The organism is Pedobacter humicola (assembly GCF_056490705.1).
Genome location: NZ_JBWJIG010000001.1, coordinates 521,878 through 534,492, shown reverse-complemented (window position 1 = coordinate 534,492; position 12,615 = coordinate 521,878). Strand labels below are relative to the sequence as shown.

General features: G+C 38.2%; 11 protein-coding genes. 10 read left to right on the top strand and 1 reads right to left on the bottom strand.

Annotation, left to right across the window (positions count from 1 at the left end; translation table 11 throughout):
• The first annotated feature begins 63 nt into the window (after nt 1–63).
• The 4 genes from AC04Q1_RS02200 to AC04Q1_RS02185 all read left to right on the top strand — a co-directional run bounded on the left by AC04Q1_RS02200 (nt 64) and on the right by AC04Q1_RS02185 (nt 4,113).
• Nucleotides 64–1,215 carry a galactokinase gene (locus tag AC04Q1_RS02200; protein ID WP_478361387.1) on the top strand — a complete coding sequence of 384 codons (1,152 nt, stop codon included), beginning with the start codon at nt 64–66 and terminating at the stop codon, nt 1,213–1,215.
• 95 nt (nt 1,216–1,310) lie between these two features.
• Nucleotides 1,311–1,841, top strand: coding sequence for an RNA methyltransferase (locus AC04Q1_RS02195; RefSeq protein WP_478361385.1), 531 nt, complete (start codon nt 1,311–1,313; stop codon nt 1,839–1,841).
• 101 nt (nt 1,842–1,942) lie between these two features.
• Nucleotides 1,943–2,605 (top strand): YdeI/OmpD-associated family protein, encoded by a 663-nt coding sequence (locus AC04Q1_RS02190; RefSeq protein ID WP_478361383.1) that lies wholly within the window; start codon nt 1,943–1,945, stop codon nt 2,603–2,605.
• 224 nt (nt 2,606–2,829) lie between these two features.
• A complete protein-coding gene (locus AC04Q1_RS02185) occupies nt 2,830–4,113 on the top strand; it encodes an OmpA family protein (protein WP_478361381.1) in 1,284 nt (427 codons plus the stop codon).
• Between the two features lie 149 nt (nt 4,114–4,262).
• On the opposite strand, the gene AC04Q1_RS02180 is transcribed toward AC04Q1_RS02185, so the two are convergent.
• Entirely contained in the window at nt 4,263–5,561 is a 1,299-nt protein-coding gene (locus tag AC04Q1_RS02180) for a DEAD/DEAH box helicase (RefSeq protein ID WP_478361379.1), read from the bottom strand.
• Between the two features lie 346 nt (nt 5,562–5,907).
• Between AC04Q1_RS02180 and AC04Q1_RS02175 the strand changes: the two genes are divergently transcribed.
• From AC04Q1_RS02175 to AC04Q1_RS02150, 6 genes are all read left to right on the top strand, one after another.
• Nucleotides 5,908–6,069 carry a hypothetical protein gene (locus AC04Q1_RS02175; protein ID WP_478361377.1) on the top strand — a complete coding sequence of 54 codons (162 nt, stop codon included), beginning with the start codon at nt 5,908–5,910 and terminating at the stop codon, nt 6,067–6,069.
• Between the two features lie 667 nt (nt 6,070–6,736).
• Nucleotides 6,737–7,759: a S66 peptidase family protein gene (locus tag AC04Q1_RS02170; RefSeq protein WP_478361375.1), complete on the top strand. Its 1,023-nt coding sequence runs from the start codon at nt 6,737–6,739 to the stop codon at nt 7,757–7,759.
• Between the two features lie 305 nt (nt 7,760–8,064).
• Nucleotides 8,065–9,360, top strand: coding sequence for a TolC family protein (locus AC04Q1_RS02165; protein WP_478361373.1), 1,296 nt, complete (start codon nt 8,065–8,067; stop codon nt 9,358–9,360).
• 45 nt (nt 9,361–9,405) lie between these two features.
• A complete protein-coding gene (locus tag AC04Q1_RS02160; protein ID WP_478361371.1) occupies nt 9,406–10,599 on the top strand; it encodes an efflux RND transporter periplasmic adaptor subunit in 1,194 nt (397 codons plus the stop codon).
• Nucleotides 10,599–11,345, top strand: a complete 747-nt coding sequence (locus AC04Q1_RS02155; RefSeq protein WP_478361369.1) for an ABC transporter ATP-binding protein — start codon at nt 10,599–10,601, stop codon at nt 11,343–11,345. Before AC04Q1_RS02160 ends, AC04Q1_RS02155 begins: the two co-directional genes overlap by 1 nt.
• An 11-nt stretch (nt 11,346–11,356) precedes the next feature.
• Nucleotides 11,357–12,580, top strand: a complete 1,224-nt coding sequence (locus AC04Q1_RS02150; RefSeq protein ID WP_478361367.1) for an ABC transporter permease — start codon at nt 11,357–11,359, stop codon at nt 12,578–12,580.
• The last annotated feature ends 35 nt before the right edge of the window (nt 12,581–12,615 follow it).

Sequence of the window (12,615 nt, the reverse complement as noted above, 5' to 3'; positions counted from 1 at the left end):
GGGCTTTTGTTTCCTAAACAAACATACTATTATTAATGCTTTTTATAAATATAATTTAGCCAAATGAACATTAACCTAGCGGAAAAATTTGCAGCACAATACCACAAAAATGCCGATGCGGTTTATTTTACTCCAGGGCGTGTTAACCTGATTGGCGAACACATCGATTATAATGGGGGTTTAGTGATGCCCTGTGCCATTACCTTAGGCACCTGGCTTGCCATTGCGCCAAACAACGATCATAAATTCAGATTTAAGAGTCTAAACTTCGATATTCAAACAGAAGTTGAAAGTAACGTTATAAACGAAAAAAATGGCAGTTTATGGGCTAATTATCCTATAGGTGTGATTAACGAATTTATCAAAGATGGCAAGGAAATTACCGGATTGGATTTTTTATTCTATGGAAATATTCCTATCGGATCCGGACTTTCTTCTTCCGCTTCTATCGAAATTGCAACGGCTTATGCTCTGAATACCTATTTTGATCTTGGCTATGATAAACTTGAGCTGGTTAAAATTGCTAAACGTGTAGAGAACGATTTTATCGGCTTAAATTCAGGTATAATGGATCAGTTTGCTGTTACTTTTGGCGAAAAACACAAGGCCATTGTTTTGGATTGTGAAACCTTAAAGTACAAGATGGTTGATGTTGACCTTGGCAACTATGTTCTGGCGATCATTAATACCAATAAGCCCCGCGAACTGGCCGAATCTAAATACAACGAACGTGTAGCAGAATGTCAGGAAGCACTAAAACTATTAAACCAAGAAATCACACTGCATTATCTTTGCGAATTAACGGCTGAAAAATTCGCACTGCATAGTCATTTAATTAAGGATGAAATTATTTTAAACCGTGCTACGCATGTGGTGAAAGAGAATGATCGTGTTCATTTGGCAGCTAAAGCATTAAATGCAGGAAATCTGGAAGAATTCGGCAGGTTAATGTATGCCTCGCACGAATCTTTAAGAACATTATATGAGGTGAGCGGAAAAGAACTCGACGCGGTAGTCGATTTTTGTGCAGGCTACGAACATATTATCGGTGCACGTATGACGGGCGCCGGATTTGGCGGCTGTGCAATTGCTTTATTGAAAAAAGGTTTCGAAGATGACTTTGCTAAACAATTAACAGATTATTACGTAAATAAAATAGGTTACCCTACTGCAATTTATATCAGTGAAATTGGTAGCGGACCAGTTAAATTATAAAAATATTAACCATTGATGTACAACGATAAATACAATTCCGGAATGATATCCAATCGGTGTAATCCCTTCATTGGTGTAATCCCTTTAAAAAATTAATGAGAAAATTAAAATTAGACGAGTTAAACCGTCCGGATATTGAAGCGTTTAAAGCACAGGAAAAACTACCTGTTGTTGTGGTTTTGGATAACGTGCGCAGTATGCACAATGTTGGTTCAGTATTCCGCACAGCGGATGGCTTTGCATTAGAAAAAGTAATACTTTGTGGCATTACGGCACAACCACCACACCGTGAAATCGAAAAAACCGCCCTTGGAGCTACACAATCTGTTGATTGGATTCATTATACCGATACTTTACAGGCTGTTGATGCTTTGAGGGATCTGGGCTACGAGATTGTGGCTATTGAGCAAGCTGAAAATAGTACGATGTTGAATACTTTCAAACCCGATCCAAATAAAAAATATGCCCTGATCTTTGGGAACGAAGTTGATGGAGTAAGCGATGAAGTGATGGCAAAAATTGATGAATGCATCGAAATTCCCCAGTTTGGAACCAAACATTCTTTTAATATCGTGATTTCTGCAGGGATTGTTTTTTGGGATTTCTTTGCTAAATTAAGATTGTAATCGTTTTTAACCGCAAAGAACACAGAGTTGATTGAAATAATACATTATAACAGCAACATTTCGTATTTCTGCGCTTCTATGGCTAAAATCTCAACTGTAAAATGGAAAATCTATTTTTAAAAAAGCTTCAGGTAAAGCCAGGTACTGTAATTAAGGTAATTAATGCCCCAGAGCAGGCTCATGCCATATTTGGCGATATTCCTTCAGATATTGATTTGAAATACAATGAAGAAGCTCATTTCGATGTGTTGATTGCCTTTTCAACAAGTAAAGACCAGCTGGATAAACAAATCCAAAGCAATCTTAAACAGATTGATACAAAAACCATTATCTGGATATTTTACCCGAAGAAATCATCAAAAATTAAATCTGATCTGGATTTGATGAAAAGTTGGGAAGAGCTGGATACTTTTGGTTTAACTCCCTGCGCATCTGCAGCTGTAAACGAAACCTGGACGGCCTTACGTTTAAAATTCATCACTGAGGTAAAACCATCTGGGATGCGGAACGAACATATCAAAACCAATGAATTTGGCGAATATATAGATCCGGTAAACAAAACGGTTAAACTTCCTAATGATCTAAAGGTTGTTTTGGAAAATTCCCCTCAAGCGTTAGCGTATTTCAACCAACTCGCCTATTCCCACCGGAAGGAATATGTACTTTGGGTTTTAACGGCTAAACAAGAAAAAACTCGTTTCAGCAGAATCGAAAAGACCGTGGAAATGCTGTTAAACGAAAAGAAAAATCCATCTGAAAAATAAAAAAACCGATAACGAAATGTAGATCTGTATAGAATAATATACAAAATAATGGGTATCCCCTCCTCTTAAGTAACATTTTTGTGAAATTATTTTAACTTGCTAATCTTCTGATAACATGCTATTTGTGTGTGAATTTTATCTTTTGGCAAGATTTTTTCTTAGTCGAAGCAAAACAGTACGATATAAAAACTGTTAAGAGACTAATAATTACAAAATAGAAGAACATGAATACGAGAATTACAAAATCAACAATGTTGGTTGCTTTACTAGGTTTATCATCACAATTATTTGCACAGGAGACGCCAACCACAACGAGTACAACAACAGGCACCAGATTCGGAGAAAAATCTTTCCGTACCTGGAGTGTAGGTGTACACGGCGGAATACTTTCTCCTAACACCATCTTCGGATCGGGAAGTGTTAGAGCAAGAGAGTTTAAAAGTATCGGTTACGGTGCAAATGTTAGAAAACAGATCTTACCATCTTTAGGTCTGCAGGCAGATTTCTTAAGAGGCAACATTAAATCTACAAACGGAACTACCGACTTTCAACAAAGTGTTGAATGGTCTGGAGCTTTAACAGCTGTTTTTAATGTGGCAAACATCAACATCAACAACGAAAATGCAGTGTTAATCCCTTATTTAAAAGGTGGTGCTGGTTATATGTCGTCTGATTACAGCACAAGTGGTGCAGTTGTAAGCGAAAGTAACGGCAGAGAAGGTTGGTTTATCCCTGTTGGAGCTGGTGTTAAACTAGGTGTTGCAAAGGGAATCAATATTGATTTAGGTTACGATGTGAATTTCATTAAGTCTCCTGAATCGTTGCCTAAAAGCAGATTTGCCTATGCACACGCAGGTTTAGAGTTTGCATTGGGAAGCAAAGACAAACCTCAGTTGCAAAACTACAGTGCTTTGGCTAACCTACGTAAACAAAGCGCAGAAGAAAGTGCTGAATTAAGAAGTGCTTTATCTACTGCTGAGCAAAATGCACAGCGCGACAGAGATCAGTATGCCAAAGATCTGGGTGATGACGATAATGATGGTGTAGCAAACAAATTCGACAAATGCCCTGGTACTGCATCAGGTACAGTAGTTGATGGTTCCGGATGTCCTTTAGCTGCTCCAAAAACAATCATTAAAGAAACAAGGGTAATTACTGAAGAAGATCGTAAAGTAGTTAAAGATGCGATTTCTAACTTAGAGTTCGATTTAGGTAAATCAACTATCCGTTCTAAATCGTATGCCACTTTAAATCGTGTTGCTGCTCTATTGGTAGAGAAAAACTTTAGCTTAAAATTAGCTGGTCACACTGATAATACTGGTGGTAGAGAGTTAAACTTACGTTTATCGAAAGACAGAGCTGAATCAGTAAAAGCTTATTTAGTATCTCAAGGTGCAAATGCATCAAGAATCGAAGCTACAGGTTACGGACCTGACCAACCGATTGCAACTAACAAAACTGCAGCTGGCCGTCAACAAAACCGTCGTGTAGAGTTTACTTTATACTAGTTATAATTAGCGATTAAAGAAAAAGCTCCTCAGATTAATTTCTGAGGAGCTTTTTTATTTATTTTATAGAAAACCTCTTCTCCTGAACTCGTTTCAGGATCTGAAAAGCAGAATTGATCCTGAAATAAATTCAGGGTAACGCTCCCTCCTTAAGATAGCCCCTTCTTATTTTTATAAGTCATTTTAGCTTTAGTACCGGCGCTATAATTGTAGTTTTTTAAGTTACTGGCTTTCTTTTCGTGAAAGGCGGCCCCGCGATCAGTATCTTCTTCCTCTTCCCCACCTTTCTTCTTCTTTGGTTTAGCGGAAGCATCAACCACTTTCAAATCTTCAGGCAATTCCATTACTTCTAACTTTTGACCAATAGCCTGCTCAATCTTTTTCACCTCTATCAATTCGATATCGGTAGAAAAAGTAATGGCTACCACATCTTCATCGCCATGTTTAACAATCCGTTGAATTAAGGTTTCTTTCTGCTCGGGCAATTCTAAATGCAGGATAAAAGGGATTCCCTGAATATCCAGTTCTTCAAGATTCTCGTTGGCTACAATTAAAACCCTGGCTTCCGGATTATCTTTAAAATCTTCAATATCATCATAACCCTTATCATCAAAAAATAAAGAACGGTAAATACTAACTTCGTTTTCTTTAGTATGGTTAAAGTTTTTATAAACGGTTTGCGCGGTTAAGCGTGTATTTACAAAAACCACCACCTTATCAAAAACCTCTGTATCATTTAATAATAGGGTTAACAGATTCAGCTTGGTTCTGAAATTTGGCACCTGGTAAAGCATCTGCTGATAAACCTCTGCCTGCTTTTCTCCGATTTCGTCTACCTCAATTGTTGTTGCAGAATCCTTCATGAAAGGAGAAATCATATGGTTTAATTTCTCGTGCATCACTTCAGTAAATACCACATGCTGAGATTTATAGGCACTGTTGGCTAATTCTACAACAGGTAACTGCAAACCTTTTTTAACTATAAGCTCTGCATTATCAACAATAAATAATTGAATTTTATTGGTATTGAGCGCCAGTTTCAAATATAGAGCACGGGCACGATCAGGCACCGCAACAATAATATCTACACCATCTGTTATTTCGTTCATCTGAGTATCAACAGCTCCACGGCTGTCGATGCCTAAAATCCTGAAGGTATTATTGCGGTTTAATAATTTAAACTGCTCTAAAACATGATCTACATGTTCTGCATCAGGCACTAAAATTAAAGCTCTTGGCGCCTCCTCGAAAGCATACTTCAATTTCATTAAAGTAGCTAAAACATAAGTTGTTGTTTTTCCCGAACCCTCTGGTCCCACCGCTATAACATCTTGTCCACCTAAAATGCGCGACATCGTTCTGACCTGGATTTCTTTGGGTGTTAAAAATCCTGCATCAGTCATGGCCGCTACAAGTGGTTTGCTAAGTTTTAATTTATCTAAAGACACAATTACTATTTTAATGTTTGAACTGCAAATATCCTTAAAATAATTAGCTTTTCTGAAATTGAATTTATGGGCTTAGAAAGATGGACGATAATTTCCCGGGATTACTGCCCCGGGCTATTCATACTTTTAAAGAAAAACCGGCTTCATGTTTATAGTATATATCTGATTCACCAATATCTTTCAGATAAAAAAACACCGGATTAAAAATTATTTTACTGAAAATGAACAAGTTGAAAGATAATTCAAAATAAATACTACTAAATCCATAGATATTATATACTTATTTCTATATTTGCTCAACATTAATCAATAACAAAAATATGTTAAACCATTAAACACTAAAAACATGTCCATCTATTTTCAATATCCAGCTATAGATGAATACCCGAATCTCCTGTACCCCCTAAAAAAGGAAAAAGATGAACATCAGGTTTCGGCGGATGAAGATAGCTTAAATAAAGAACAGATTTTAGCGTTAAAGGATTATTTAGCGTTAAGGCAGATATAAAACATTGGCCAGTTGACCGATTGGAAGGTTGGAGTTTCATAAACTCTTTACAATGGTTCGAATCCATTACTAGGCCGCGAAGTGTATCTCATAGCACTTTACCCTGATTCTGCTCAATCAGGCAAGATTTGGTTATCTTATATTTGTTTTGTTGTTAGCAAAGGCTATCCGCGATGGGTAGCCTTTACCTTTTAAGAAATTTAACCGACCCATATTTGGTTTTTTCAATACCTAGAAGCGCAGTTTTGGTGCTCATAGTTAGGGGTTTTTCCTGCTGTCCACTTCAATTTTTTTGGGAATGTTTCCGCAATACAATATCATTTAGCCAAAAAGTATTTCCGTTTCCATCAGTGCTGTCTAGCAAATACAGTGGCCTGAAAACCATATCTATGAACAATCCAAATCATTAAGCATATTAAAGATCAACTTGTAAGTAATGGATTCTTCACTGCATCCAGTAGCTATCGGATCAGAATAGTAAAACTTTTTTCTAAATCTCAAAACATTTTATTTCATTCTTGGTTATTTATATAATTCACATTATACTAATCTTTTACAGATTAATTTGTTTGGTTTAAAAAAGGGATTTATGGATATAAATCCCTTTTCTTTTATACGGAATATTAAAATCTTATATTAGCCAGATCACATGACATTCCTATTTTTGATGAACAGAAAACATTTCCTTTCTTCATTTATTGCAGCTTCAACTATACTTCCCGCTTTTAAAACTTTAGCCAATACTGTAGAAAATGAAAGTGCATCATTCAAGATACCTCCTTATTTAAAACCTGGCGACACTATTGGGATAACGAGTCCTGCCGGATTTATTACACTGGAACAGATACAACCTTCAGTTTTACAGATGCAAAGCTGGGGGTTTACTATAAAAGTGGGTGATACGATTGGCAAACGCGATTTTACCTATGGCGGTACGGATGAAGAAAGACTAATTGATTTCCAAAAAATGCTCGATGATCCCACGATCAAAGCCATTATGTGTGCCCGTGGCGGTTACGGTTTTGTAAGGATTATCGATAAACTTGATTTCACGTTGTTCAAAAGAAATCCTAAATGGATTATTGGTTTTAGCGACATTACCGTTTTACACTGCCATCTGGCTAAAAATTATGGCATTGCTTCTATCCACTCCAAAATGTGCAATAGTTTTCCAGATGATTGGAACAAAGCAGAGCCGATCCAGATTGAAACCATTTTGTCGATAAAAAATGCTTTAATTGGTGAGCAAATGGGCTACACCGCTCCTATCAATATCAATAACCGCATGGGTAAAGTGGATGGTATTTTGGTTGGGGGGAACCTAAGTATTATTGAAACTTTGGCAGGCAGTGATTCTGATTTGGATACAAGGGATAAAATACTTTTTATAGAAGATACCGGCGAATACCTGTATAGCTTCGATAGAATGTTATGGAATCTGAAACGTAGTGGCAAATTGAAAAACTTAAAAGGATTAATTGTTGGTGGTTTTAAGGTAAAACCGGATGATGCCGGGGAAGAATTTGGTAAAACCATTTATGATATTGTGATCGAAAAGATAAAAGAATACAGCTACCCAATCGCCTTCGACTTCCCTGTGGGGCATCAAAGGAATAACTTCGCCTTAAAATGTGGGGTAAACCATACCTTAATTGTAAATGAAAGCGGCTCGTCATTACGAACGGTTTAACAGAAACGATCCTCATGCGGTCGTCACCCTGAATTTATTTCAGGGTCTTTATTTAGGAAAGATGCTGATCCCGAAGCATCGTGACTGGATAGAAGAATGTACAAATTCAGCTGGTCTTGATGTATAATGTGGTTCAAAAACGCGGTAAATGTATTTGCGTGTTCAATCTCAAATTTTGAGTGGTCTCAAAGTTTCCAGCTTTCGTCGCAGCATTTTAGGTGTTCGTCTCAATTGATCAAATACCCTTTTAACCGGATATATTTTTGTGTTCAATAGTTCTAAAAGAGACACAAAATTTATTCGCCATGCGCAGATACATCAAATATATTGTCATATTCATTTTGCTTGTAGCGGCTTATGCAACTAAAGCACAAGAAGTCCCAAAAGTTTGGGATTTAAAAACTGCGATTGAATATGCAAAGGAGAAAAATATCAGTATTAATACCTTAAAATTAGATGCCCAAACCGCCGAACAGAACTTAATTGCATCAAAATCGGCCGTGCTTCCCAATTTAACCGGAAATGTATCGCAGGCTATTACCAATTACAAATCTGGATTACAAAATACCAGTGGTTTTGGCTTAAGTTCAGATATCACCTTATATAACGGAAGTTATTTAAAGAATGATATTAAAGCCAAAGAACTAAACCTGCAAACCGCAAATTTATCTGTAGAAGCCGCTAAAAATGATATTACGATTTCTATCACGCAGGCTTATCTGAATATTTTATTGGCCAGAGAAAATATTACCTATTTAAAAGATCTGTTAACCACCAGTGAAGCACAGGTAAAACAATCTGAACAGCAGCTTAAATTCGGAACTATTGCCAAAAAAGATCTTTTACAGTTGCAGGCTACTTATGCTAACGATAAGTACACTTTAGTTACCGCTCAAAATACACTGCAACAGAATATCTTAACATTAAAACAGTTGTTGCAAATTCCAACAACAACTGCTTTCGAGGTAAGTACAACAGATACTGTATCAGTAGCACCAGCACTGGATAACTTAGCTTCTGCGCAGGATAAGGCATTGCGCACCCGTCCGGAAGTTAAAAGTGGGGAAATAAATATTCAGCTGCAAACAACAGAATTGGCCAAGGCCAAATCAACACTACGCCCAACTTTGAGTTTAGGTGGTTCACTGAACACAGGTTATAGCAACAATAATGTAGGCGGTTATGGTTACCAGTTGAACAACAGCTTTTATCAAAATTTGGGTTTAACACTTTCGATCCCAATTTTCGACCGAAGGGTAACGAAAACCAATGTAGCAAAAGCAAATATCAGCATAGAACAGGCGCGTTTATCTCTTCTGGATACCAAAACCACGCTGACCCAAAATGTTGAACGTGCCTACATTAATGTGCAAAATGCAAACAGTCAATATGCTGCTGCGCAGGAACAGTTTAACTATACAAGCGAAGCATTAAGGATTTCGAATGCGGCGTTAAAAGAAGGCACTAACAATATTGTAGAAAACCTGCAACAGAAAAATTTATATGTACAGGCTTTGCAGGCCTTTGTACAAGCAAAATACACTGCAAACTTATACACCAGAATCTATAATTTTTACACAGGAGTTCCTATAACTAACTAAAATACATGATGATGGCTACCGCCTAGTCAACTTAATATTTGAATCATGAAAAAGAAAACAATATTCATTATCCTTGGTATCGCGATAGCTTTGTTTGCGGTTTGGTACTTCGCTTTGCGCAAAAAAGAACAGGTGGTGGTTCTGGAAACCGAGAAACCCAAAACAGGTTACATATCTGAAAATGTTACCGCCACAGGTAAGGTACAGCCGGTTGATACAGTGGCAGTAGGTACGCAGGTATCGGGAACCATTAAAACACTTTATGCCGATTTCAACTCAAAAGTTAAAAAAGGGCAACTGTTGGCCGAATTGGATAAAACCTTATTCGAGGCGACTGTAAATCAGTATGAGGCCAATTTGGTGAGTGCCCAAAGTGCATTGGTTTACCAGCAGGGTAATTTTAGCCGCCAGAGCAATCTGTACAAAGTTGGGGCGGTAAGCAAGGCCGATTACGACAATGCCTTATACACTTACAATGCTTCTAAAGCATCTGTTAACAGCATTAAAGCTCAACTGGCTTCTGCGCAAAAGAATTTATCACTCGCCAGCATATATTCACCGATTGATGGTACGGTACTTTCGAGAAGCGTAAGTGAAGGAACTACCGTTGCTGCAAGTTTCAGTACGCCAACCATTTTCAGTATTGCAAAAGATTTAACCAAAATGCAGGTAGAAGCATCTGTAGATGAGGCTGATGTAGGTAATATTTCGAAAGGTGAAAGGGCAACTTTTACCGTAGATGCCTTTTTGAACGATACTTTTAAAGGAACCATTCAGGAAATCAGGTTAAGCCCTTCCATCTCATCGAACGTGGTGACCTATAAAACGATTATCAATACCTCGAACGATGCGAATAAGCTAAAACCTGGAATGACCGCAAACATTACCATTTTTACAAAAGAAGTGAATAATGCGCTACTCATTCCAACAAAGGCGATAAAATATGTCCCGGATTCGACCTTGGCCGGTAAATATCAAATGACCTGGGTAAATCCTGAAAGGAAACCAGCAGCAGCAAACGAAGCTTATGTATGGGTACAAAAAAGTGCAAAGGAACTGGTGCAAAAGAAAATTTCAACAGGTATAAACGACAATACACATGTTGAAGTATTATCAGGATTAGCAGCAACAGATGTCGTGATTACAGGGGCACAAAGTATGGGCAAGAGCCAGGCAGCAAGTCAGGGTCAATCTAGTCCTTTCATGCCAAAACGCCCGGGCGGTAACAGAAGGAAATAATGGAACAGAAGATATTAGATATACACGACTTAAAACGTGAGTTTGTAATGGGCGATCAAACTGTTCGGGCACTAAAAGGTATCACATTCGATATTAAGGCCGGTGAGTTTGTAACCATTATGGGAAGTAGTGGTTCAGGGAAAACAACCTTGCTGAATATTCTCGGTTGCTTGGATAAACCAACAGACGGGACCTATCATCTGGATGGTGTTGATGTTAAGAGTTTAAACCGTGATGAGCTGGCCGGTTTGAGAAATACCAAAATCGGTTTTGTATTTCAGGCTTACAACCTATTGCCCAGAACATCGGCATTGGAAAATGTAGAACTTCCACTGTTTTATAACAAAACCATTTCTGCTGATGAGCGGAAAGAGAGAGCCATAAAATCGCTCGAATCGGTGAAACTCGCTGAGCGTTTTGATCATACCCCCAGTCAGTTATCTGGCGGACAACAGCAGCGTGTGGCCATTGCAAGGGCATTGGTGAATCACCCGGTGATGATCCTGGCCGATGAAGCTACCGGAAATTTGGATACCCGCACGTCGTACGAAATTATGGCGTTAATGCAGGAGCTGAATGCAGAAGGAAAAACCATTGTTTTTGTGACACACGAACCCGATATCGCAGCCTTCAGCACCAGGACGATTATGCTAAGGGACGGTAAGATCCAAAAAGACAGTATTAACACCAATCAACGTTCGGCAAAAGAGGCTTTGGCCAGTTTGCCTGAATCGGATGATTATTAATTTAGGAAATCATGGCCATAACAAATTTATTAAGGATTGCCTTTTTGGCATTGCAACGAAATAAACTTCGTGCTTTCCTAACCATGTTGGGTATTATTATTGGTGTAGCAGCGGTAATCTCAATGATGGCGATTGGCGAAGGTTCGAAACAAAGCATCCGTTCTTCACTTTCTGGAATGGGGTCGAATATGATAACCATTATGCCGCAAAGCAACGAACCTGGTGGTGTACGTTTACAGGGAAGCAGCATCCAGACTTTAAAACTGGAAGATATCACTGCGATTCAAAAGCTACAGTCGAAAAATATAAATGGCTTATCGCCAGTAGTATCTACCAGCGGACAAGCCATTAAAGGTGGATATAACTGGCCCACAACCATTACAGGCGTAAGTCCTGATTATTTAAATATCCGTCAACTGAAACTTAAAGATGGCATTTTGTTTTCTGAAAATGATGTCAAAAGTTTTGCAAAGGTTTGTCTTTTAGGTAAAACCGTGATCGATAATCTGTTTCCTGATGGAAGTAATCCGATTGGCCAGATTATACGTTTTAAGAACATCCCTTTTCAGGTCATTGGTGTGTTAGAATCAAAAGGACAAAGTAATTTCGGACAAGATCAGGATGATATCATCCTTGCCCCTTTCACAACCGTACAAAAAAGAATTACTGCAACCAATTATCTGCAAAGTATTTATGCATCTGCAACAACTGAAGCGTCAAGTGCTGCGGCTACCACCGAAATTTCGGATGCAGTGAGACAAAGCCACCGGTTGACAGCTGCAGAAACCGATGATTTTCAAGTGCGTACACAGGCTGAATTAATAAGTACCATTAGCGCCACAAGTGGTATGTTAACCGTCCTTTTAACTGCAATAGCAGGTATTTCTTTATTCATTGGCGGGATCGGTATTATGAATATTATGTACGTTTCGGTTACCGAGCGTACACGGGAAATAGGTTTGCGCATGTCTATTGGCGCCCGCGGACAAGATGTTTTAATGCAATTTTTAATAGAGGCCATTTTAATCAGTATCACCGGTGGTATTATTGGCGTAATATTGGGCGTAAGTTCGGCTTACCTCATCTCCTACTTCTTAAACTGGCCAATTTTAATCGCAGAGTCCTCAATCGTTATTTCCTTTGTTGTATGTGCCATTACGGGTGTTTTCTTTGGCTATTACCCTGCAAAGAAAGCGTCCAATTTAGATCCAATTGATGCATTAAGATACGAGTAGCACACAGCACCGGGGCTTTTATTGAAAGGTGAATG

Bases quoted from the DNA above. Each gene is read 5' to 3' on its own strand.
- AC04Q1_RS02200 (WP_478361387.1), top strand. From the start codon at position 64: ATGAACATTAACCTAGCGGAAAAATTTGCAGCACAATACCACAAAAAT.
- AC04Q1_RS02195 (WP_478361385.1), top strand. From the start codon at position 1,311: ATGAGAAAATTAAAATTAGACGAGTTAAACCGTCCGGATATTGAAGCG.
- AC04Q1_RS02190 (WP_478361383.1), top strand. From the start codon at position 1,943: ATGGAAAATCTATTTTTAAAAAAGCTTCAGGTAAAGCCAGGTACTGTA.
- AC04Q1_RS02185 (WP_478361381.1), top strand. From the start codon at position 2,830: ATGAATACGAGAATTACAAAATCAACAATGTTGGTTGCTTTACTAGGT.
- AC04Q1_RS02175 (WP_478361377.1), top strand. From the start codon at position 5,908: ATGTCCATCTATTTTCAATATCCAGCTATAGATGAATACCCGAATCTC.
- AC04Q1_RS02170 (WP_478361375.1), top strand. From the start codon at position 6,737: ATGAACAGAAAACATTTCCTTTCTTCATTTATTGCAGCTTCAACTATA.
- AC04Q1_RS02165 (WP_478361373.1), top strand. From the start codon at position 8,065: ATGCGCAGATACATCAAATATATTGTCATATTCATTTTGCTTGTAGCG.
- AC04Q1_RS02160 (WP_478361371.1), top strand. From the start codon at position 9,406: ATGAAAAAGAAAACAATATTCATTATCCTTGGTATCGCGATAGCTTTG.
- AC04Q1_RS02155 (WP_478361369.1), top strand. From the start codon at position 10,599: ATGGAACAGAAGATATTAGATATACACGACTTAAAACGTGAGTTTGTA.
- AC04Q1_RS02150 (WP_478361367.1), top strand. From the start codon at position 11,357: ATGGCCATAACAAATTTATTAAGGATTGCCTTTTTGGCATTGCAACGA.